This window comes from Streptomyces sp. NPDC022552 (assembly GCF_055561875.1).
In genome coordinates, this window is the sequence record NZ_JBVHGJ010000014.1 from 178,886 (window position 1) to 201,195 (window position 22,310).

The 22,310-nt window shown below is 71.1% G+C and carries 20 protein-coding genes; 9 read left to right on the top strand and 11 right to left on the bottom strand.

The features are described 5' to 3' along the window. The first annotated feature begins 115 nt into the window (after positions 1–115). From ACZ3OF_RS29640 to ACZ3OF_RS29660, 5 genes are all read left to right on the top strand, one after another. Positions 116–688: a hypothetical protein gene (locus ACZ3OF_RS29640; protein WP_361677199.1), complete on the top strand. Its 573-nt coding sequence runs from the start codon at positions 116–118 to the stop codon at positions 686–688. A gap of 14 nt (positions 689–702) precedes the next feature. Continuing rightward, positions 703–879 (top strand): hypothetical protein, encoded by a 177-nt coding sequence (locus ACZ3OF_RS29645; protein WP_361676873.1) that lies wholly within the window; start codon positions 703–705, stop codon positions 877–879. A gap of 110 nt (positions 880–989) precedes the next feature. Then, positions 990–1,484 (top strand): BlaI/MecI/CopY family transcriptional regulator, encoded by a 495-nt coding sequence (locus ACZ3OF_RS29650; protein ID WP_361676870.1) that lies wholly within the window; start codon positions 990–992, stop codon positions 1,482–1,484. Positions 1,485–1,493: 9 nt separating this feature from the next. Further along, positions 1,494–2,021, top strand: a complete 528-nt coding sequence (locus ACZ3OF_RS29655) for an amino-acid N-acetyltransferase (RefSeq protein WP_361676867.1) — start codon at positions 1,494–1,496, stop codon at positions 2,019–2,021. Positions 2,022–2,166: 145 nt separating this feature from the next. Next, positions 2,167–2,502 carry a histone-like nucleoid-structuring protein Lsr2 gene (locus tag ACZ3OF_RS29660; RefSeq protein WP_215072751.1) on the top strand — a complete coding sequence of 112 codons (336 nt, stop codon included), beginning with the start codon at positions 2,167–2,169 and terminating at the stop codon, positions 2,500–2,502. On the opposite strand, the gene ACZ3OF_RS29665 is transcribed toward ACZ3OF_RS29660, so the two are convergent. Further along, positions 2,481–3,131, bottom strand: a complete 651-nt coding sequence (locus ACZ3OF_RS29665; RefSeq protein ID WP_467307810.1) for an SCO3374 family protein — start codon at positions 3,129–3,131, stop codon at positions 2,481–2,483. The two genes, ACZ3OF_RS29660 and ACZ3OF_RS29665, sit on opposite strands and share 22 nt — an antisense overlap. Positions 3,132–3,593: 462 nt before the next feature. Between ACZ3OF_RS29665 and ACZ3OF_RS29670 the strand changes: the two genes are divergently transcribed. Continuing rightward, on the top strand, positions 3,594–6,119 hold the full coding sequence (locus tag ACZ3OF_RS29670) for an ATP-dependent Clp protease ATP-binding subunit (protein WP_361442350.1): 2,526 nt from the start codon (positions 3,594–3,596) through the stop codon (positions 6,117–6,119). Between the two features lie 102 nt (positions 6,120–6,221). On the opposite strand, the gene ACZ3OF_RS29675 is transcribed toward ACZ3OF_RS29670, so the two are convergent. The 3 genes from ACZ3OF_RS29675 to ACZ3OF_RS29685 are packed head-to-tail and all read right to left on the bottom strand — an operon-like array spanning position 6,222 to position 12,555. Beyond that, a complete protein-coding gene (locus ACZ3OF_RS29675; RefSeq protein WP_361676861.1) occupies positions 6,222–9,023 on the bottom strand; it encodes an NACHT domain-containing protein in 2,802 nt (933 codons plus the stop codon). Between the two features lie 32 nt (positions 9,024–9,055). Beyond that, positions 9,056–9,385, bottom strand: a complete 330-nt coding sequence (locus ACZ3OF_RS29680; protein WP_361676858.1) for a trypco2 family protein — start codon at positions 9,383–9,385, stop codon at positions 9,056–9,058. Between the two features lie 38 nt (positions 9,386–9,423). After that, the gene (locus ACZ3OF_RS29685; RefSeq protein WP_467307814.1) at positions 9,424–12,555 is read right to left on the bottom strand and encodes an NACHT domain-containing protein; all 3,132 of its coding nucleotides are present in this window, start codon (positions 12,553–12,555) and stop codon (positions 9,424–9,426) included. A gap of 477 nt (positions 12,556–13,032) precedes the next feature. On the opposite strand from ACZ3OF_RS29685, the gene ACZ3OF_RS29690 reads away from it, so the two are divergent. Beyond that, the gene (locus ACZ3OF_RS29690; protein WP_361676852.1) at positions 13,033–13,737 is read left to right on the top strand and encodes a M23 family metallopeptidase; all 705 of its coding nucleotides are present in this window, start codon (positions 13,033–13,035) and stop codon (positions 13,735–13,737) included. Between the two features lie 13 nt (positions 13,738–13,750). Here ACZ3OF_RS29690 and ACZ3OF_RS29695 read toward each other — a convergent pair whose 3' ends face one another. Then, entirely contained in the window at positions 13,751–14,308 is a 558-nt protein-coding gene (locus ACZ3OF_RS29695) for a TetR/AcrR family transcriptional regulator (protein ID WP_361676849.1), read from the bottom strand. 101 nt (positions 14,309–14,409) lie between these two features. Here ACZ3OF_RS29695 and ACZ3OF_RS29700 point away from each other — a divergent pair, with 101 nt between their 5' ends. Further along, a complete protein-coding gene (locus ACZ3OF_RS29700) occupies positions 14,410–15,987 on the top strand; it encodes an MDR family MFS transporter (protein ID WP_361676846.1) in 1,578 nt (525 codons plus the stop codon). Positions 15,988–16,070: 83 nt separating this feature from the next. On the opposite strand, the gene cseC is transcribed toward ACZ3OF_RS29700, so the two are convergent. From cseC to ACZ3OF_RS29730, 6 genes are all read right to left on the bottom strand, one after another. After that, a complete protein-coding gene (cseC, locus tag ACZ3OF_RS29705; RefSeq protein WP_361676843.1) occupies positions 16,071–17,387 on the bottom strand; it encodes a two-component system sensor histidine kinase CseC in 1,317 nt (438 codons plus the stop codon). Positions 17,388–17,419: 32 nt separating this feature from the next. After that, positions 17,420–18,124 carry a two-component system response regulator CseB gene (gene cseB / locus ACZ3OF_RS29710; RefSeq protein ID WP_361676840.1) on the bottom strand — a complete coding sequence of 235 codons (705 nt, stop codon included), beginning with the start codon at positions 18,122–18,124 and terminating at the stop codon, positions 17,420–17,422. A gap of 24 nt (positions 18,125–18,148) precedes the next feature. Then, complete coding sequence (locus ACZ3OF_RS29715) at positions 18,149–18,856, bottom strand: hypothetical protein (RefSeq protein WP_467307819.1); 708 nt, start codon at positions 18,854–18,856, stop codon at positions 18,149–18,151. Beyond that, on the bottom strand, positions 18,844–19,407 hold the full coding sequence (locus tag ACZ3OF_RS29720; RefSeq protein ID WP_361676834.1) for a SigE family RNA polymerase sigma factor: 564 nt from the start codon (positions 19,405–19,407) through the stop codon (positions 18,844–18,846). Before ACZ3OF_RS29720 ends, ACZ3OF_RS29715 begins: the two co-directional genes overlap by 13 nt. A 283-nt stretch (positions 19,408–19,690) precedes the next feature. Next, the gene (locus tag ACZ3OF_RS29725; RefSeq protein ID WP_361676831.1) at positions 19,691–20,620 is read right to left on the bottom strand and encodes an HhH-GPD family protein; all 930 of its coding nucleotides are present in this window, start codon (positions 20,618–20,620) and stop codon (positions 19,691–19,693) included. 33 nt (positions 20,621–20,653) lie between these two features. Next, positions 20,654–21,307 (bottom strand): phosphatase PAP2 family protein, encoded by a 654-nt coding sequence (locus tag ACZ3OF_RS29730; RefSeq protein ID WP_361676828.1) that lies wholly within the window; start codon positions 21,305–21,307, stop codon positions 20,654–20,656. A 182-nt stretch (positions 21,308–21,489) separates the two neighbouring features. On the opposite strand from ACZ3OF_RS29730, the gene ACZ3OF_RS29735 reads away from it, so the two are divergent. Next, the gene (locus tag ACZ3OF_RS29735) at positions 21,490–22,302 is read left to right on the top strand and encodes a hypothetical protein (protein WP_361676827.1); all 813 of its coding nucleotides are present in this window, start codon (positions 21,490–21,492) and stop codon (positions 22,300–22,302) included. Positions 22,303–22,310 lie beyond the last annotated feature (8 nt).

The window sequence follows — 22,310 nt, forward strand, 5'->3', positions numbered from 1 at the left end:
GCGCCGCCACACCGAGCTGATCGGCGCCGCCACACCGAGCTGATCGGTGAACGAAATTTGTCCGATTAGCGCGTATTGTCACCCCATGCCCACGCCATACGGATCTCGCGGCGGCATGGCGTTCAGCGCGGACGAGCTGCGTGTGCTCCGACGCGCCCTTGCCACCGCCCTCAACCCCGCCCCCCTTCAGGACGAGGACATCCAGGACTGCCTGCGGCTCGCCGCGTCCGTGGACGACGCCGTCCGCGAGGCCGGCCGGCTGCGCGCCTTCCTCCTCGCCGACCTGACCCGGTACCGCGAGGCCCTGCCCGGCTCGCTCCCCGGCTATCTGGATCTCCTCCAGGACGCCCTCGGTGCCGGGTACGACCCAGGGGCCGACGACCTCGCCGCCCTGCGCGCCCTGCGGGCCCACCCCCGTGCCGCCGGCCTCCTGGAGCGCTGCCAGGTCCTCGCGGAACGTTCCGTACGCGCCCGCCTCGCCCGCGTCTCCCAGGCCGTGGCCCCCGCGCCCCGCCTCCGGCTGCTGGCGCTCCCCGGCGGCCGCGCCGCCGCCGACGAACCCAAGCCGGCCACCCCGAAGCAGCCGCCCGCCCCGACGAAGCGCCCGGCGCCCAAGCCGTCCGAGGTCTTCCCGCCACGCCGGCGCCCCGTACCCCCGCCCCCGCCCGAGGAACGTGCCGCCGGATAGCTACTCTGGTCGGTATGGACTACGTATCCGCGCTCCTGCCCCCCGTCGTGATGGCCGTGTTCTTCACCGCGCTCGTCGTCACGATCGTGAAGAGCCAGGGCGGCCCGAACAAGGCCAAGGAAGACGCCGCCGTGGACGCCGCCCTCGCCCGGGCCGAAGCCACCCGCCAGGCGGACGGCAGCGCCTCGTAGCCCCACCCGCACCGAAGGACGTACGACCGCTTTCAGGTCGTACGTCCTTTTTGTTGCGTTTCCTCCGTCAATAGCAGGGACATTCCCGCTTCGCCGACTATGGTGGCGGTGTGCCCCGCCAATTGGGAGAGCTGGAAGACGCCGTCATGACACGCGTCTGGCAATGGAACCGCCCGGTGACCGTCCGGGAAGTCCTGGAGGATCTCCAGCAGGAACGGTCCATCGCCTACACCACCGTCATGACGGTAATGGACAATCTCCATCAGAAGGGCTGGGTGCGCAGGGAAGTCGACGGCCGCGCCTATCGATATACCGCGGTCTCCACCCGCGCCGCCTACTCGGCCGCACTGATGAACGAAGCGTGGGCCCAGAGCGACAACCCTGCGTCCGCCCTTGTCGCCTTCTTCGGCATGATGTCGAGCGAGCAGCGAGAGGCCCTCACCGACGCGATCCGAATCGTCGGCCACAACGTGCCCGAGACCCCCGCTCCGCAGGCCGGGGCGGCCCCCGAGAGCGCAGGTGGGACCGCGGACGGGAGCGGATCCGACGAGCCGCGTCCGGGTGCCGTGGAGGGTGCGTCCGAGCCCGAGGGCAACGGGCGATAACGTCCCCCCATGCCGTCGTCCTCCGCCGCCCCGAAAGCCGTCACCGTTCGCCGCGCCCGCACCGGTGATGTCGCCGCGGTACGCCGCCTTGTCGACCCGTACGCCCGCCGGGGCATCCTGCTCGACAAAGCCGACGTGACGCTTTACGAGGACATCCAGGAGTTCTGGGTCGCCGAACGCGACGAGGACGGCGTCGTCGTCGGCTGCGGGGCACTCCATGTGATGTGGGAAGACCTCGCCGAAGTCCGTACTCTCGCCGTCGATCCCGAGTTCAAGGGCGCCGGCGTCGGACATCACGTGCTCGACAAGTTGCTGCACACCGCCCGTTGGCTCGGGGTGCGCCGGGTATTCTGCCTGACCTTCGAAGTCGACTTCTTCGCGAAGCACGGCTTCGTCGAGATCGGCGAGACTCCGGTCGACGGAGATGTGTACAGCGAGCTCCTGCGTTCCTATGACGAGGGTGTCGCCGAGTTCCTGGGTCTCGAACGAGTGAAGCCGAACACCTTGGGCAACAGCCGGATGCTTCTGCATCTGTGACCCGTGACGAGCGCACGGAACCCTATGTCCGAATCGCGCACGTTTCCCGCACTGCCGGGCTTCTGAACCTCTCCCAGGGGTTTGTGTTTTTCCGGGAAAAGCGGTTTCCTTTCCGCGTACTGCATTTTCGATGAAAGGAAATCCGGTGGCACAGAAGGTTCAGGTCCTTCTTGTCGACGACCTCGACGGCGTCGAGGCGGACGAGACCGTGACGTTCGCGCTGGACGGCAAGACCTACGAGATCGACCTCACCACCGCCAACGCGGACAAGCTCCGTGGCCTGCTCGAGCCGTACACCAAGAGCGGTCGGCGCACCGGTGGCCGCAGCGCCGGTACGCGTGGCAAGGGCCGGGTCGCCACCGGTGGCAGCCCGGACACCGCGAAGATCCGCGCGTGGGCCAAGGAGAACGGCTACAACGTGAACGACCGCGGCCGCGTTCCGGCGGAGATCAAGGCGGCCTACGAGGACGCGAACCGCTGAGGAGTCAGCTGCTGAGCGACCGGCCTCGCGGAACGCTCCACCGGCCGCCCCTCGGGGCGCCCGGGGAGGCCTTCCCGGGACCGCGCACTCAGCAGCCGTACCCGATGGCACTCCGCCGCGGCCGCGGCCACGAGCCGTACGAGACAGGGGGCGGCCGCACCACCCCGCGTCGCGGCCCAGAGGGCCGGCAGCGAGGGCTCCACGTCACGGCCCGGTTCGGGGGCGCGCAGCCACACGGCGGCGCCGGGCGCGCCGGAACCGCTCCATCCTGGGGGAACAGGAGCGGTCATCCGGCTGCCGGCGCCCAGGGCGACGAGATCCAGCGAGATCCCGCCCCACTCCAGCCATTCGAGCAGCCCCGGCAGCTCCTCCGCGCTGCCCGCGGCCACCAGTAGCCGCATCCTCCGCCCCATGAGGGCCACCGGCCCGGTGGCGCCAGCGCCCGTCCTGCGCAGCACCGCGCGGCCGGCCGCGGCGGGCAGCTCCAGGACGTCGAAGCGCAGACCCGTCACCAGGCCCACCGGCGGGCCGGCCACCGTCGCCCAGCCGAGCCCCTCCTCGTACCACCGCGCCCGACCACCCTCGACCGGCGAGCGGGGCGGCGGCACGCGCGGTGCGGTGAAGGACATGTCCGGGGAACGCCCACGGGGCTCCCTTGGTTACGCCAACGTCGACCCTGCGTCCTCGATCCACTGCGCAATGTGTCCGCGATGGGGGCGTACGGGTGCATTCGGCAGCGCAAGGATGTTCGCCCGTAGCGGAGGGAACCGGGGTGTGCCGCATGGAGTGTCAGTGCGGACGGGTAAGACATTCCTAGTGAGGAGGGGCGACTCGCGGGCTTTCGCGTCTCACGTTCGCCATCGGCGTACTGAAGGCACGGGTAACTGCTTGGCCTGCGGGAACATCGTCTCGCACCATCGAGTTGGAGCATTTGTCGGCTGTTCGGCAGCAGGTCTCCCCACGGACAAGGGGGTGATCCGGACGGATGTCGGCAGTTGGAATGAGCGGTCCCCGCTTGCGGGACTAAGCTGCGGAAGGACAGGGAGGGGATCGACCCCTAACTGACTGACCGCTCTGAGGAGCGATTAACGATGTTCGAGAGGTTCACCGACCGCGCGCGGCGGGTTGTCGTCCTGGCTCAGGAAGAAGCCCGGATGCTCAACCACAACTACATCGGCACCGAGCACATCCTCCTGGGCCTTATCCACGAGGGTGAGGGTGTCGCCGCTAAGGCCCTGGAGAGCCTCGGGATTTCGCTCGAGGCGGTCCGCCAGCAGGTTGAGGAGATCATCGGGCAGGGGCAGCAGGCCCCGTCCGGCCACATCCCCTTCACCCCGCGTGCCAAGAAGGTCCTGGAGCTGTCGCTCCGCGAGGCCCTCCAGCTCGGCCACAACTACATCGGCACGGAGCACATCCTGCTCGGCCTGATCCGCGAGGGCGAGGGCGTCGCCGCCCAGGTCCTCGTGAAGCTGGGCGCCGATCTCAACCGGGTGCGGCAGCAGGTCATCCAGCTGCTCTCCGGCTACCAGGGCAAGGAAGCCGCCACGGCCGGCGGTCCTGCCGAGGGCACCCCCTCGACGTCCCTGGTCCTCGACCAGTTCGGCCGCAACCTCACCCAGGCGGCCCGCGAATCCAAGCTCGACCCGGTCATCGGGCGCGAGAAGGAGATCGAGCGGGTCATGCAGGTGCTGTCCCGCCGTACGAAGAACAACCCGGTTCTCATCGGCGAGCCCGGCGTCGGCAAGACCGCCGTCGTCGAGGGCCTGGCGCAGGCCATCGTCAAGGGCGAGGTGCCCGAGACCCTCAAGGACAAGCACCTCTACACCCTGGACCTCGGCGCGCTGGTCGCCGGCTCCCGCTACCGCGGTGACTTCGAGGAGCGCCTGAAGAAGGTCCTCAAGGAGATCCGCACCCGCGGCGACATCATCCTGTTCATCGACGAGCTCCACACCCTGGTGGGTGCGGGTGCCGCCGAGGGCGCGATCGACGCCGCCAGCATCCTCAAGCCGATGCTGGCCCGCGGTGAGCTCCAGACCATCGGTGCGACCACGCTGGACGAGTACCGCAAGTACCTGGAGAAGGACGCGGCCCTCGAGCGCCGCTTCCAGCCCATCCAGGTCGCGGAGCCGTCGCTGCCGCACACGATCGAGATCCTCAAGGGTCTGCGCGACCGGTACGAGGCCCACCACCGGGTCTCCATCACGGACGAGGCCCTCGTCCAGGCCGCGACCCTGGCCGACCGGTACATCTCGGACCGCTTCCTGCCGGACAAGGCGATCGACCTGATCGACGAGGCCGGATCCCGGATGCGCATCCGCCGGATGACCGCGCCGCCGGACCTCCGCGAGTTCGACGAGAAGATCGCCGGCGTCCGCCGGGACAAGGAGTCCGCGATCGACTCCCAGGACTTCGAGAAGGCGGCGTCTCTCCGCGACAAGGAGAAGCAGCTGCTGGCGGCGAAGGCCAAGCGGGAGAAGGAGTGGAAGGCCGGCGACATGGACGTCGTCGCCGAGGTCGACGGCGAGCTGATCGCCGAGGTCCTCGCGACCGCCACCGGCATCCCGGTCTTCAAGCTGACCGAGGAGGAGTCGAGCCGCCTGCTGCGCATGGAGGACGAGCTCCACAAGCGCGTCATCGGCCAGAAGGACGCGGTCATCGGCCTCTCGCGGGCGATCCGTCGTACGCGCGCCGGTCTGAAGGACCCGAAGCGTCCCGGTGGCTCGTTCATCTTCGCCGGTCCGTCCGGTGTCGGTAAGACCGAGCTGTCCAAGGCGCTCGCCGAATTCCTCTTCGGCGACGAGGACGCGATGATCTCCCTCGACATGTCGGAGTTCAGCGAGAAGCACACGGTTTCCCGTCTCTTCGGTTCTCCCCCCGGATACGTGGGCTACGAAGAGGGCGGCCAGCTCACCGAGAAGGTGCGCCGCAAGCCGTTCTCGGTCGTCCTCTTCGACGAGGTCGAGAAGGCCCACCCCGATATCTTCAATTCCCTTCTCCAGATCCTGGAGGACGGTCGCCTGACCGACTCCCAGGGCCGGGTCGTGGACTTCAAGAACACGGTCATCATCATGACGACCAACCTCGGGACCCGGGACATCTCGAAGGGCTTCAACCTGGGCTTCGCGGCCCAGGGCGACACGAAGTCCAACTACGAGCGGATGAAGGCCAAGGTCAGCGACGAGCTGAAGCAGCACTTCCGCCCGGAGTTCCTGAACCGTGTGGACGACATCATCGTCTTCCCGCAGCTCACCGAGGCCGACATCCTCCAGATCGTCGACCTGATGATCAGCCGGGTGGACGAGCGCCTGAAGGACCGGGACATGGGCATCGAGCTCTCCCAGTCCGCGAAGGAGCTCCTCGCCAAGAAGGGTTACGACCCGGTCATGGGCGCCCGGCCGCTGCGCCGGACGATCCAGCGCGAGGTCGAGGACTCGCTCTCCGAGAAGATCCTCTTCGGCGAGCTGCGCCCCGGCCACATCGTGGTCGTGGACACCGAGGGCGAGGGTGAGGAGAAGAAGTTCACCTTCCGCGGCGAGGAGAAGTCGGCTCTGCCGGACGTCCCGCCGATCGAGCAGGCGACGGGCGGAGCGGGCCCGAACCTCTCGAAGGACGCGTAGGCGTTCGCTCGCGTGACAAGGGCGGCCCCGGACTCGGAAGAGTCCGGGGCCGCCCCTTTTCCGTGACCGGGCAGCCTGTCCGGGCGGGCCGTGGCCGGGCCGTCAGGGTTCGATGCGGAGTTCCAGGCCGGGCCGCTTGCGCAGGGCGGCGAGATTCAGGCCCTTCGTCTCCACCGACCTGAGGCGCAGCTCCTTCAGCCGGGGCATCCGGGCGAGGGCCGTCAGATCGGCCTGGGCGACCGGAACGCTCTGCACCTCGATCGCCTCGACCTCCGGAAGCGCGGCGAGCGGTTCGAGCCCGGCCGGCCGGCAGGCGTCCAGATGCACCTGGCGGAGGCCGGCGCCGACATCGGGAAGCCAGCCGAGGTCGGTGACCAGCTCGTTGTCGACGATGCGCAAGGAGCGCGGCCGGAGGAGCGCCACGGCGCCGGCCAGTTCCGCCACGGTGAAATCGCCGACGAACCCCAGGGACGTCGGGCGGGTCAGTGACAGGTGCCGGAGCTCCTCCGGGCGTGAGACGAGCACGGGGTAGTCGCCCGTCAGGTGCGCCAGTACCTCGTGGGCGTAGGAGGCGGCCGGGAAGGCGTGCCAGCCGAGACCCAGCTCGAAGGCCCGGCGCGAGCCGACGAACGCGCGGGCGTAGGGAACGGCCTCGGCGCCGCCGATCTCGGTGATCAGGGCGATCACCCGGGTGTCCTGCTCGGTCTCCCCGCTCGGGCCCGGCAGCATGGGCAGCACGAACCCCCTCAGCCGGGCCAGCTGCTGCCGCTGCGTGGTGGTGCGGGGGACGGCGACCGACTTCACGGCCTTGGCGACCCTCCGGCCCAAGGTCTCCGGCAACCAGGCCGCGTGCTGGGCACACAGGGCGGCGAGGACGTACAGGGTCGTCTTCAGATCCCGGTCCCGGCTCGCCGAGCCCGCGGCGAGGAGGCCCTCCACCAGGGCCGGGAGCTCACGGCGTGAGCAGTGGCCGGCGGCGAGCAGGAGGACGTCGTGCCACTGCTGCTCCCGCGCGTGGCGCAGGAGCTCCGGTATGAGGTCGTCCTCGACGAACTCCTTCGCCGCGAGGAAGTCCTGGAACGTACGGTGCGCGAACTGGAACACGTCGTCCGTGCGCTCCTGAAGGAGGCCGCTGCGGTTCAGGAGGTGGGTCAGTACCTCCTCCGCCGACCCCTGCGCCGCGACCTGCGGCATCCCCGGCAGCGCCCGGTTCAGCTGGTGCAGGGCCTGGTCCCGCGTGAACTCCGTCTGGCCGCCCCGGACGAGCCAGGCCGCCAGACGCTGGAGGAGCTGCCTGCTCTCCTCCACCGACATCCGGATGCCGTCGGGGGCGTCGATCCGGCGCCGGTCGTCGCGTGTGCCCAGCAGCATCTGGAGGGCGGAGTCGTACAGCGCCCAGCGGGTGTCGGGCAGGAAGCCCTCCCGTAACCGGTGGAGCGCACAGATCACCGCGCACAGCAGCGGCGTCCGGGCGAGGTCGGAGAGAGCCGGGTTGTGGCGGAACTGCTGGGCGAGGTCCTGTGCGAGCGCGGTCAGGTGCTCGGCGTCGCCGTCGAGTCGCGCCGCGTCGTGCCAGGCGGTGACGAACGCCTGGATGTCCTGGTCACGCAGGGGCAGCAGGGTCAGTTCCTCGAAGCCCTCGCCGGCCAGCCAGTCCGGTTCCACGGCGAGGGGGCGCACGGTCGCCACGCAGCGGGTACGGGGGAAGCGGGCGAGGAGTCCCGAGAGCCAGGCGTGGGCGGCCTCGCGGTCCTTCTCGGGCACCTCGTCGAGACCGTCGACGAGGAGCAGCGCCCGGCCCGCGGACAGGACCCGGCCCGCCCAGCCGTCGGGCGGGCTGTCGATCATCAGGCCCGCGACACCGGGGAGTTCGGCGGGGGAGGGAAATCCGGATCCGCGGGCACGGAGGGTCCGGAGCGGGACGACGAAGGGGACGAGGCCGTTCAGTCCGGCGAGTTGGGGACCGAGGGTGCCGGCGGCGGCATGGGCGGCGAGCCACCAGACGAGGGTCGTCTTGCCGGCACCGGCGTCGCCGCGGAGCAGGGCGCGCGGGCGGGCGGCGAGGAGTTCGTCGATGCGGTGCGGGACGGTGGTGGACCCGGGTTCCTTGGGGGAGGCCTCCAGGGAGAGATAGGCGGCGTCCAGGTCCCAGGAGGCGGCCCGCCTGCCGAGTTCGTCGAGTCCGAAGATCCGCGTACGGCGGTAGGCGGCGCCGATGGCCTCCCCGTACTCCTGCTCGTACGGGGAGTCGGCCGTGCTGTGCCGGGTGAGGGCCGTGAGCGAGGGGAAGCCCCGTCCGGTGGCCTGGGTGAAGGCGACGAGGAAGTCGGCGTCGGCGGCGACGGCGCTCAGGGGTACGCACTCGACCCGTCGGTGACCGCGGCCGCGAGGGACCTCCCGGACGATGCCGAGCAGCTCGTCGCCCGCGACGACGGGCCCGCCGGAGAGCCCGGCGAGCGGCGAGGCGCCGTCGGTGGGCTCGGCGGCCGCGGGCGCGTCGAGTTCGAGGACCATCGTGCGGCGGATGAGCCCGGCGAGGGGGAGCAGGGTGCCCCGGTACTGGTCGCACTCCAGCTTCCGGCCTTCCCCGTACCGCTGCACACGCGGATACCCGAGGATCTCGCAGCCGGGCAGGGGCCGGTCGGTGGCCACCCGGCCGATCGCGGCGCGGTGGCCACCGAGGCCGGCCAGGCTCTCCGGGGCGTGGAGGAGCGCCGCGTCGAGCCGCTGGTCCGACCAGAGCACCTGGCAGAGGACCGACTCGCTCCGGCCGGGCACGGACACCCAGGCCGAGTAGGCGTTCCGCAGGACATGCGCGCAGGTGAGGACGGTGTCGGAGGTGAGCAGGGCACCACTGCCCTGCCGGCCGTGCTGCTCGGACCGGACGACGACGGGAAGCCGCACGAGGGGGAGCGGAGGGTTCGGTACGGGGGTCGTCACCGCGCCGGCCCGCCACCGAAGTCGGAGGTGTCGCCGGCGTCCTCGTCGCCGACGAGCCAGGGGCCGTTCGTCGCGGCGTTGCGGGGCTTGAGGGTGAAGGAGACGCGGTGGGTGTCGCCCCGGGTGCGGGAGGCGTCGGCACCGGCCTCGACGACCCAGGCCTTGACCTTGGTCCCGCCCTTCACCTCCTTGCGCAGCTCGATCGTGAACTCCATCTCGATGTCGCCCACTTCGAAGGCGACGGGCTTCCCGGTCGCGCGGCCGGCGGCCTCCACGAGTTGGTCGCGTACGGATTCGATGGCGTCGGCGAGTTCGATGTCGGTCATGATCGTGAACGTATCGGGGGAGGGCGGGGGCGGTCAGCTCATGTCCGGACTTCGACGGCGGGGGAGAGGTGTTCGGTGCCGACGGCGTGGGTCCCGGAGGCGTCGATGTACTCGAGGTGCTCCAGTCGGCCCAAGGCGGCGAGGTCCAGACCCTGCTCGCTCGGCCCCCGGCTGAGGATCAGCCGGCGTAGCCCGGGGAAGGCTCGGACCACCCGCTCGATCGGAGAGTCCGCGCCGGGGTAGATCTCCAGCGTCAGTCTCTCGACATGAGGCAGCCGGAGGCCGACGGGAACGTGGCGGAGCGCGGGGGAGGTGACATGGAGGTGGCGGAGCGACCCGATAGTCGCGATGCCCTCCCAGTCGTCCGACGACAGCGATGAGGCCTGCCACAGGTCGAGTGCGGACAAGCCGGGAAGGTGGGCGAGCGAACCAAAACCCTCCTCGGGGGCGCCCGCAGCGGAGAGACGGCGAAGGCCGTCTCCTCGGAGCACGGATGCGGCCCGCCAGTGGCCGTACCGCGCGACATCGAGGGCCTCCACCTCGGCGAGGGCGGGGGCCAGCGCGGCCAGGCCGATCTCCGAGAGACCGATCCGAAGGTCGAGACCGGGCGGGCGCAGGCCCAGACGTACGAGTTCGCCCGCCTGCTCGTCGGAGTTGACGGTGAAGAACAGGCCGGTGGGGTCGAGGCGGGCGATGACGTCCTCGGCGTAAGCGCGGGTGTCGAACCGTCGCCATCCCCAGACGAGTTGCGAACGAATCGCGATCTCCGGGTGACCGGTGAACCGAGCGAGGTAGGGGAGAGCGGTCTCCGACTCGACGTGGGTGGCCGTCACCACGGCCATCAGCGCATCACTGTCACCCAGTCCGTCCGGGTCGGGCAGCAGGTCGACCACGCCACGCCCGGCCGAGCCCAGGATGCGGGCCTCGTGCATGTCGCGCGGTGGAATCACCTCCGCCGTCCGCGCCATGATCCGTTCCCGGATCTCCGGCGCCACCTCCGTCGCGTGGTCCAGCGCCGTCGCCGCCACCACCAGCACGCGGAGTTGGGTGCGGCGGTCCGGCGCCGCGTCGACCGCGTTCAGCAACTCCTGGAAGATCTCGGCGCATTCGCGCGGGCGGGCGTGGCCGACGGCCATGCGGATGACGTCCTCCCACTGGTCGTCCGCCGCGTGCTGGATCAGGACGCCGATGTCCCAGTGGTCCACCAGGGCCTTCGCCGCCAGGTAGTCCTGGAAGGTGCGGTGCACGAAGTCGACCGTCTCCTCGGTCGGTTCGCGCAGGAGGCCGCTGCGGTGGAGCAGGTGCGTGAAGACCGTGCCGGGGTCGTAGCCGGCCGCCTCCGTGATCGCGGGCACCGCCTCCCGTACGACCGACTGCGCGTGCGAACGGTCCATCGTCGTGCGGCCGTTGAGTGTGAGCCAGTACGCGATCCGCTGGATCAGCTGGATCTGTGGTGCCTCACCCAGCTCGATCCCGTACGGCGTACCCATGTCCCGCTCGCGGTCCCGCCGGGAGAGCAGCATCGACAGCGCCGCGTCGTACAGCGCCTTCCGGCCGCGCGGCAGGAAACCACGGCGGCTGCGGTGCAGGGCGCAGATCAGGCCGCACATCAGGGGGTTGGTGGCGAGCTGGGCGACGTCGGAGGTGGTGCGCAGGGCGTCGAGGAGGGGCTGCTCGTACGGTGCGGCCTCCGGCCCGGCCGCCCGGTGCCAGCGGCGGACGAACGAGGTGACCTCGGCGGTGGACATGGGGGAGAGGGTGAGCTCGGTGAAGCCGTCGGGGGCGAGCCAGTCGTCCCGTACGGCGGTGGGGCGCGAGGTCACCAGCCAGCGGTTGCCGTCGTAGGAGTCGAGGAGGTCGCGGAGCCAGCGGCGGCCGCGCTCGCGCTCGGCCTCCGGGATCTCGTCGATGCCGTCGACGAGGACGAGGCCGCGTCCGGCGGCCAGGACCCGGTCGGCCCAGCCCTCGGGCGGGGTGAGCGGGCAGCCGGCGGCGGAGAGGAAGCGGTCGGGAGCGGGGAGCCGCTCGCCGTGGCGGGTGAGGGTACGGAGGGGGAGGACGAAGGGGATCCGGTCGTGGAGGTACGCCATGTCGTCGGCGAGGTCCTCGCGCGTGGCCGAGACGGCCAGCCACTGGACGAGGGTCGTCTTGCCGGAGCCGGCGAGGCCGCGCAGCAGCACCTTGTCGTGCCGGGCCAGGGCGAGATCGGCGCGGCCGCCCGCGTCGAGGGCGTGAAACAGGCGGGTGGCCGTCGCGAGGGCGACCTCACGCTGTTCGGGCGTCAGCGTGACCTGCGGGCCCGGGCCGGTCATGCGGCCGGCATTTCCGAGGGCGTCCTCCAAGGCGTCCACGAACTCCTGGTCGCGCTCGTCGACCGCCGCGAGGGCGGCCTCCCGGAGGCAACGGTCCTCCATACCGTTCTCTCCGCGGGCCTGGAACGCGAGCGGAGGCCCTGCCGCCCCCCTCGCCTCCAGGGACAGATACGCCACGTCCAGCGGCCACTTCTCCGGTGCGCCCTCCAGGTCCACCCCGTAGATCGTGAGGCTGCCGTGCTTCCGCGCGACGTACGCCAGGTACCGCCGCTCGAACTCCGCGTCCCGCGCGTCCCCCCGTGGCGTACGGCGGATGACCTCGTCGACCTTGGCCGTCAGTTCCGCCTGGCCGCGGGTCTGCTCCACGAGGGTCCGGGGCACGAAGGTGGTCCGCTGGGTGAAGAACTCCAGGATGTGGACGCAGGCCCACCCGGTGAGCGAGTCGAGGAAGAGGACGGAGTCCGTCGACAGGCCGTCCGGGGGCGGGGCCGCCGCGCGCAGGGCGCGGGCGAGGGCCGGGGCGCCGAGGTGGACGGCCTGTACGTCGTCCATGTCGAGGTCGCCGAGGGCGAGGAGCGTCGCGGCCAGGGTGGCGGTGAGCGCCGCGGTCTCGTCGCCGGGGAACGGCGCCTCGCCGGGGCCCGCTACGGCTCGTTCGACGAGGGTGGCGGCGAGTTTGTGGACGTCCTTCTCCGTGAGCGTGCGCTTCTCGCCACGGAAGGAGACCAGCCCGGAGAGCCGGATGCGCCGGGCCGCGCCCGGCAGGCCCGCCCCCGGACCGTCGCTGACCAGGAGTTTCTTCAGGAGTGGGCCCATCGCCGACGAGGCGAGGCGGGTGCCCAGCAGTGACGGATCCATGGTGTCCCCCCGGTGGTTCGCGACCTCGTCAGCGTAGTGCGGGACGTGATCGAAAAGGCCTTGGTTGCGTGACCCAGGTCGCATTGGGGGCGGGTGCGCCGTGACAAGGCGCACAGGCGTTTTGGGGGGTACTAACCGGATTAGTGCTGGTGTTTGGTGGTGATTCGGGACGTTCCGGGCCCCGGCGTCGGGACTTTGGTCCCGAGAGGGGGCGAACCGCATGGGAGGCGGCCTGTCGGGCCTATGGGGATGGGTCCGACGTGCGGATAAACAGAATCTCTTATGCCGCTTTGTCCGATTTCAGGGAGGGGCGTCCGAGGCCGTCAAGACCTGAACTTCCGGGGAGATCGCTACGACGCAATGTCGTAGATGGGGTGTTTTACGCCGGATGGGTGCCCGGGTTACCAAGGATGAGCAACAGCCCGCCCGGCGCAGCGAACGCGTCGGGTCCCGTTCTGTCCGGAGGTTTTCCCCCGTATGTCGAAGCGCGTTATGAACCCCGCCGCCCGTATCACCGCCGTCGCTCTCGCCACCGCGGGTCTGGGAGTGTCGCTGGTGGCCGGAGCAGGGTCCGCCTTCGCCGCCGAGGGCAAGGCCGCCACCATCGCGACTGCCGCGACCGGTGCGTCCGCTGCCGTCGCCGCGCAGGCCGATGCCCAGGCCCAGGCCGCCGTCAAGGCCGCCGTCGCCAAGCAGGCCGCCGCCAAGAAGGCGGCCGTCGCCAAGGCCGTGAAGGCCGCTCCGGTCGCCGCCAAGAAGGCCCCCTCCTGGGTCAAGCCGGTCGGTGGCTACACCCTGAGCGCCAGCTTCAACCAGGGCGGCGCCATGTGGGCCCACAAGCACTCCGGCCAGGACTTCGCCGTCCCGGTCGGCACCCCGGTCAAGGCCGCCGGCGCCGGCACCGTCGTGAAGGCCGGCCCGAACGGCGGCGGCGACGGTCCCGCGTACGGCAACGCCATCGTCGTCAAGCACGCCAACGGCAAGTACTCGCAGTACGCGCACCTGTCGAAGATCAACGTGCACATCGGCCAGAAGGTCGGCGCCGGCCAGAAGATCGCCCTGTCGGGCAACACCGGCAACTCTTCCGGCCCGCACCTGCACTTCGAGATCCGTACGACCCCGAACTACGGTTCCGCCCTCAACCCGGCCGCGTTCCTGCGCTCGATGGGCGTCACCATCTGACCTGAAGAACGCCTCACCGCGCGCTGTGCGCCTGGGTGATCAGATCGAGGGCGACCTCGAGGACGGCTTCACGCTTCTCCTCGGGGTCGCCCTCGACGTTGTCCATGAAGAACATCCCCGAGTGCAGGGCGAAGATCGCGCTCACGCAGCGCACGCGGTCGATGACGGCGAAGTCCGGCTCCTGGATCAGGCCGCTCAGTTCGAGCAGCCGCTCCTTGAAGGTCATGCCGATGCTCAGCTCGCGGACGGCCGCCTGGTTCTCCTGCATGAAGCGGAACAGCGGGGCCGCGCCGACCAGGGCCTCCTGGTAGCGGCGCAGGATGTCCTCCTTGACCTCCAGCGTCCGCGGCTGCTCCCCCGCCCATGCGATCAGCTCGTCCATGGGCCGCGTGAGGTCCTGGAAGATGCCGATGATGATGTCTTCCTTGGTCTTGAAGTGGTAGTACAGCGCGGCCTTGGTGACGTCGAGGTGCTCGGCGATCTCGCGCAGCGAGGTCTTCTCGTAGCCCTGTGCGGCGAAGAGCTCCAGGGCCACGTCCTGGATGCGCTGGCGGGTGTTGCCTCGGGCCATGGCTGCTCTCCACTTTCCACAAAACTTACTTGACGACCGGCAAGTTACACGTCTACCGTCCCCAGTGTAATAACTAGCCGGGCGGCAAGTAAGGGAATGACATGGCTGCGCAGTCGACCACCACCCCTCCGAGCGAGGTGACCGAGCCGCCGCCGCGCAGTGTCCGCGTGGTGCTCCTCGCCCTCATGATCGCGATGTTGCTCGCGATGCTGGACAACATGATCATCGGCACCGCCATGCCCACGATCGTCGGCGAGCTCGGCGGCCTGGAGCACCTCTCCTGGGTCGTCACCGCCTACACCCTGGCCACCGCCGCCTCCACCCCGATCTGGGGCAAGCTCGGCGACATGTTCGGCCGCAAGGGCGTCTTCCTCACCTCGATCGTGATCTTCCTGATCGGCTCGGCGCTCAGCGGCATGGCCCAGGACATGGGCCAGCTCATCGGCTTCCGCACGATCCAGGGCCTCGGCGCCGGCGGCCTCATGGTCGGCGTCATGGCCATCATCGGCGACCTCATCCCGCCCCGCGAGCGCGGCAAGTACCAAGGCATGATGGCCGGCGTGATGGCCCTCGCCATGATCGGCGGCCCGCTCGTCGGCGGCACCATCACCGACCACTGGGGCTGGCGCTGGTCCTTCTACATCAACCTGCCGCTCGGCGCCGTCGCCCTCGCCATGGTCACCACCGTCCTGCACCTGCCGAAGAAGAAGCGCGCCACCGGCACCCGGATCGACTTCCTCGGCGCCGGTCTCCTGACCGTCGGCATCACCGCGATCGTCCTCGTCACCACCTGGGGCGGCACGGAGTACGCCTGGGGCTCGGCGACCATCGTCGGCCTCGCGGTCGGCGGCGCCGCCGCGCTCGCCGCCTTCCTGTACGTCGAGACGCGGGCGAGCGACCCGATCATGCCGCTGCACATCTTCCGCAGCCGCAACTTCACGGTCATGTCGCTGATCGGCTTCATCACCGGCTTCGTGATGTTCGGTGCGGTCCTCTACCTGCCGATCTTCCAGCAGTCCGTCCAGGGCGCCTCGGCCACCAACTCCGGCCTGCTGCTCCTGCCGATGCTCCTGGCGATGATGGCCGTCTCGCTGCTCGTCGGCCGCTTCACCACCAGCACCGGCAAGTACAAGATCTTCCCCATCGTCGGCGGCGCGCTGATGATGATCGGCCTCTTCCTGCTCTCCACGATGGACACCGGCACCTCGCGACTCGTCTCCGGGGTCTGGATGGCACTCCTCGGCGCCGGCATGGGCTTCCTGATGCAGATCACGATGCTCGTCGCGCAGAACAGCGTCGAGATGAAGGACATGGGCGTCGCCTCCAGCTCGACGACCCTCTTCCGTACCCTCGGCTCCTCCTTCGGTGTCGCGATCATGGGCGCGCTCTTCACGAGCCGCGTCCAGGACGAGATGGCGGAGCGCGGCGGCTCGGAGCTGACCCAGCAGTCCGCCCAGCTCGACGCGGCCTCGCTGGCGAAGCTGCCGGAAGCGCTGCGCGAGGCGTACCAGCACGCGGTGGCCGCGGGCACCCACTCCGCCTTCCTGGTCGGCGCGGCGGTCGCGGTCCTCGGCTTCGCCCTCGCCTTCCTGGTCAAGGAGGTCGCGCTGCGCGGCGCCGGACCGGAGAAGGCGCCGCAGGGCACGGACGAGGCGCCGAAGGTCGCGGAGACCGTCTGACCCCTCCCGTACGAGAAAAGGGCCCCGGCACACTCGGTGTGCCGGGGCCCTCGCGTCGCACGGGCCCTCGTGCGACCCGTACCTCAGTCCGCGAACGTGATGATCGGGAAGCTGCCCGTGTTCGTCGGCGCGTGGTCCGGCAGCCAGAGGACCGCGATCGCGCCGCCCGCCCCCTGCGGTGTGCCCTCGGGAGCGGCGTTACGGAACGTCAGCCGGGCCCCGAGGACCCGGGCCTGCCCCGCCGCGATCGTCAGACCCAGCCCGTGCCCCTGCCCCGCCCGGTCGCTCGCCCCGGTACGGAAGCGGCTCGGGCCCTCGCGGAGCAGCGCCTCGGGGAAGCCCGGCCCGTGGTCCCGTACGCGTACCACCCGGCCCTCGACCGTCACCTCGACCTGCGGCTTGCCGTGCTTGGCCGCGTTCGCCAGCAGGTTGCCGAGGATCCGCTCCAGGCGCCGCGGGTCGGTGCTCACCCAGGACTCGTGGACCACGTGCACCACGGCCTCGGGGTCGAGCACCCGCACCCGCCGCTCCACGAACTCCCCGAGCGCGATCTCCTGGAGCTCGGCCCGCTCCGACGCGCTGTCGAGCCGCGCGACCTCGAGGACGTCCTCGACCAGCGTCCGCATGGCCTGCGCCCGGTCCCGTACGAGCTCGGTGGGGCGCCCGGGCGGCAGCAGCTCCGCCGCCGTGAGCAGACCGGTCACCGGGGTGCGCAGCTCGTGCGCGATGTCGGCGGTGACCCGGCGCTCGGCCTCGATGCGCTCGTGGAGGGCGTCGGTCAGGGCGTCCACCGCGCGGGCCAGATCGTCGGTCTCGTCGCGTACGACTCCGCCGATGGCGTCCCGTACCCGTACCTCCGTGTTGCCCTGCGCGACCCGGCCGGCCGCCGCGGCGGCCTTCCGCAGCCGGCGCGACAGCTGGCCGCCGATGAGCACACCGAGCGCGCAGCCGCCCATGACCACCGAGACCGAGCCGATGATCAGCGCCCGGTCGAGATCCTTCATGATCGTCGCGCTGCGGTCGGCGAACGGGATGTGCAGGGACAGCACGTCGCCGTTGGCCAGCGGCACGGCCGCCCAGACGTCCGGCGGACCGCCGTGGCGGTGCTCCTGCACGTACGTACCGCGGCGCTTGTCCCGCATCAGCTGGTCGAGCTGGGGCGGCAGCATCGGGTCGTTGAGCTTGGTGCCGAACCGCGGCTCCTTCGGCTTGGAGCTCTCGTACATCCGCTGCGCGAAGAGGAGCCGCTCCATCTGCACCTCGCGCGCGTTGTCGAGCATCGAGACGCGCGCCGAGTTGTGCACGACCAGGCTGAGCGTGACCGCGATGAGGGCGCCGACGGCCGCGATGGCGACGGCGATCTTCCAGCGGACGCCGGTACGGAGGGCGGGCGGCTTCACCTGCGCACCTGCTTCTCAGGCATCAGGCGTGGTCATCCCTTGAGCTTGTAGCCGAAGCCGCGGACCGTCTCGATCCGGTCCTGGCCGATCTTCGTGCGCAGTCGCTGGACATGGACGTCCACGACCCGGGTGTCGCCACCCCAGCCGTAGTCCCAGACCCGCTCCAGGAGCTTGTCCCGCGACAGGACCGTGCCCGGCGCGGACGAGAACTCCAGCAGCAGCCGCATCTCGGTCGGGGTCAGGCCCACCGGTGCGCCGCCCTTGCGGACCTCCATGCCCTCGGTGTCGACCTCCAGGTCGCCGAAGACCAGCAGGCCGCCCTCGGGCGTCCCGTCCGCCCCCGGGTCGCCGGGGGCCGGGCCGCCGGCGTGGCCGAAGCGGCGCAGCACGGCCCGGATCCGGGCCACGAGCACGGAACCGTCGAAGGGCTTGGTCACATAGTCGTCGGCTCCGGCCTCCAGGCCGAGGACGACATCGATGGAGTCGGCGCGCGCGGAGAGCATGATCACGGGCACGGTCGACTCGTCACGGATGCGGCGGCACAGACTCACCCCGTCCATCCCCGGCAGCATCACGTCGAGCAGCGCGATGTCGGGCCGGTCCGCCCGGAACGCCTCAAGGCCCGACAGTCCGTCGGGCATCGCGGTCACCGCGAAGCCGTCCCGCTCCAGAGCGAGCTGGGTGGCCTCGCGGATGACGTCGTCGTCCTCGACGAACAGCACATGGGTCTCGGCCATCGCGCGCCTTCCCTTTCCTTCCGTTCAGCTGCCGCTCGGCTCGACCGTCGCGGCGCCGTCGATGCCGCCGTCGCCGACCGCGCGGCTGTAGTCGTTGTGCACCCAGTCGTGCTGGGAGAACTTGCTCCCCGCCCAGCGGTACGTGATCACGTCCTCGCCCGACGGATAAGCCACCGGGTCGCCCTTGGCGTACACCTGCTTCGTCACGACCAGATCGCCCCGGTCGATGGTGGCGTACACCGCCGCGTCCTCGGCCATGAAGACGTTCTTGTAGCCGTCGCCCTCCTCGCGGTACACGTACGTGCCGATACCGACGGCGTCACCGCAGGTCATCACGTTGACGACGACATCGGGCGAGGGGCCGCCGGTCAGGTTCCCGTAGGAGGTGTCGACCGGATAGGCGTCCGCGACGCAGGGCTTGAGATCCGCCTTCAGACGCTCCCCGATCTTCGGGTCGCCCTTGATCAGCGCGATCGGGTCGACCCGCTGGGCCGGCATCTGCCCGGCGGAGGCGGAGCCGGAGGGAGTCGGCGCGGGGGCCGCCGAACCCACCTCGTCGGCGCGGGCCGCGCCTTCGTCCCGGGAGCCCGTACCGCCCGTGGAGCAGGCGGTCACGAACAGGCCGACGGCGGCGAGCACGGCCACCGCCGTGATGCTCACCGCCTTGAGGGTCCGGCGGCGCGGGCCGCCGGGCCCGTCGTCGCCGTCGTATCTGGCGCCTAGGCCGCGCACCGGTCCTGCCCCCGTTCGTCACGTCGTGCGGTCGACCGCTCCAGAGCGCGGGCGTCCTCGACGCCGCGGCTCTCCAGTTCCTGCCGCAGTCGGGCCAGTGCGCGGTGGAGCGTGGACTTCACCGTACCGGTCGACATGCCGAGCGCGGCCGCGGTCTCCTCGGTGCTCATCTGCTCCCAGTGCCGCAGGACGACGACGCTCCGCTGCTTCGGGGCGAGGACCTTGAGGATGTCCATGAGGAGCGCGCGGTCGGCGTGCTGCTCGGTGGCGTCGTCGACGGACGCGTCGGGCAGCTGCTCGGTGGGCACCTCGTCGAGCTTGCGGGCGCGCCACCACTCGGTACGCGTGTTGATCATCACGCGCCGGAGGTACGCGTCGGCGAGGGACTTGTCGGCGATGCCGTCCCAGCGGCCGAAGGTGCGGACCAGGGCGGTCTGGAGCAGGTCCTGGGCGTCGACGGGGTCGGGGACGAGCCGACGGGCACTGCGCAGCAGCGCGTCCTGCCGCGTCCGTACGTACTCCTCGAAGTCGAGCACCTCGCCGTGCGACATACCGACCGCCTCCATCCCCGTGACCAGCTCGTTTGCTTGACGTCGATGACGCTACGGAGCGCTTGTCACGAGGCTGTGCGAGCCAGCCGTCGACAGCCACACGGCTGCCCATCGGTTGTGTAACAGGGGTCGGGAGTGGGTATAGGGACGGGCCGGTCACGGGGGGCGTGGTCTGTCCGTTACGGGGGGCGGTGTCCTGCGGGGGCCCGGTGCCCGGTGACCGTGCCGGTGCCGGGGCCGGTGCCCGGTGCCATGGCCGGGCCCCGGCAACCGCTGGAGGCCGTCAGGACTGGGGGAGGCGGTACTCCGCGTTCTCCAGGGGTTCCACCAGGCCGTCCGCGACCAGGCCGTCCAGCGCGCGGGCGCGCTGGACCGGTTCGTCCCAGACCGCGTCCAGGGCGGCCTGCGGCACCGGGCCCGGGGCGTCCCGCAGGACGGCGAGCAGCCGGCCGCGTACCTGCCGGTCCGTGCCCGCGTACGTCTGCCCGCGCCGGGCCGGGCCGTCGTGGGCCGGCTTCCCGGCCAGCCGCCACGCGCACCGGTCGGCGACCGGGCACCGCCCGCAGTCCTCGTTCTTCGCCGTGCACACCAGCGCGCCCAGCTCCATCGAGGCCGCCGCCCAGCGCGCCGCCGTCGCCTCGTCCTGCGGCAACAGCTCGCGCGCGAGCCTGCGCTCGGCCGCGGTCGTGGCGTTCGGCGGGTACTGCACGCCCGTCGCCGCCCGGGCGAACACCCGGCGGACGTTCGTGTCCAGGACCGGGTACCGCTGCCCGTACGCGAACGAGGCCACGGCCGCGGCCGTGTACTCGCCGATCCCGGGCAGCGCCAGGAGCGCCGCGTGGTCGCTCGGCACATCGCCGCCGTGCCGCTCCGTTATGGCCACGGCCGCCGCGTGCAGCCGCAGCGCGCGCCGTGGGTAGCCGAGCCGGCCCCAGGCGCGGACTGCGTCGCCGGGCGCGTCGGCGGCGAGGTCGGCGGGGCGCGGCCAGCGCGCCAGCCACTGCTCGTACACCGGCAGGACCCGTACGACCGGGGTCTGCTGGAGCATGAACTCGCTGACCATCACGCCCCACGCCCCCGCCTCGGGGCGGCGCCAGGGCAGGTCGCGGGCGTGCCGGTCGAACCAGGCGAGGACGGGCCCGTGCAGTGCGGCGGCGGGTGCCGGGACGGCCGGGGCGTCGAACACAGGGATGGGGGCATCGGTGGAAGTCATCGCACCCCCGATCCTGGCACGTCCGGCGCGCGTTCAGTACGCGCCGTGGCGCACGCCCTCGGGGCGCGTGGAGGCGCGCGGGCGCGGCCCGCGCCCCGCGCACCACACCACGGCGCCGTTCCGGCTCGACCGCGCTGTCTCCACCACCGACCGGACGGGCCGGTTCGCCGCCCGGACGACCAGGAACGCGACCGCTCCGCCGAGCACCAGCCCGACGGCCACGTCGTGCGGGTAGTGGACGCCGACGAAGACCCGGGAGAAGGCCATGAGCAGCGCCATCGGGACGGTCAGCCAGATGATCCCGCGCCAGGACAGCGCGAGCGCCACCGCCGCCGCGCCCGCGATCGCGGCGTGGTTGCTGGGGAAGGACCAGTCGCCGGTCGGCGGGCACGGTACGAGAGAAGCCGGTGCTCCGGCGACCGCCCGGCACGGACGCTCCTCGTCCACCAGCGACTTGAGCGCCTCGCTCACCACGTAACCGAAGGCGGTCGCGAGCGGCGCGAGCAGCGCGAGGGCCATCGCACCGCCCGTCCGGGATCTCGCCCGCCACCACCCGGCGACGAACAGCACACCGAAGAGCAGCAGCCCGGCCTCCGTCCACACCTCGGCCGACTGCTGGAACCAGTGCGGGGTGGAGTGGGCGAAGTCCGTGACATCGAGATAGAGATCGTCCGAGAGCGTGTTCATGATCGGCGACGCTAACCGCCGGCCCGTGCCCGGCACCCGGAGCGAACGACCACCACCACCCCTGACGAAAGTGGGGGATTACGGGAAGGGCGTGCACCCCGGATGTGATCATCGGCAAAACTTGGTGCCTGGGGCGGCGGGTGGGGCGGGAGTTGGGGCCGATCTCTCGTAAGGTTCGTGGCGTGGGATCACTGCGCAATCCGGTCGGGCCGCTTCCCTCCTCCATCTACTGGCGACGGAGGGCGGTCGCGCTGTGCCTGATCGCCCTTATGGCACTGGTCGCCGTCTGGGTCGTCACCTCCGGCGGAGGCGGCGGGAAGAAGCCCGACGACTCGGCCAACGGAGCCTCTCCCGCGCCCTCGATCACCCCCGGACCCTCCGGCTCCGGTCCCGCGATCAGCGAACAGCCGGGCGGGCGGGACGAGTCGGGCGAGTCCGGTGAGAACTCCGGCGGAGACGGCGGTGACGGCGGCAGCGGTAGCGACGCGGGCGGCGGCTCCGGGGACGGCGGCAAGAACGGCGACACCGACGGCGGGGGCGGTGACGGCGGCGCGGGCGCGAGCGCGGGCCAGCAGGTTCCGGCCGATTCCCCGCTGCCGAACTGCGCCCCCGGATCCCTCCAGTTGACGCTCCGCAGCGCCCAGGTCTCGTACGCGCCGGACGAGAAGCCGCGCTTCCACCTGGTCGCCAAGAACACTGCGGCCACCGACTGCAAGGCCGATCTCGGGCCCAAGAACGCGGTCCTGACGATCAGCGACGAGCAGGACGACGACGTCTGGTCCTCCCAGGACTGCCCGCGCCCGGCCGGCGCAGTGCTGTTCCGGGTCCCGGCGGGTTCGGCGATCACCCGCACCGTGGAGTGGGACCGCGCCCGCAGCGCCCCGCAGTGCGCCACCGCCCCGGCGGGCCCGGTGGGGCCGGGGACGTACCTGGTGGAGGCGACGATGCCGGGCGTGAAGGTGCTTCCGGCCTCGTTCACGCTGGACAAGGACTGAATGAGCGA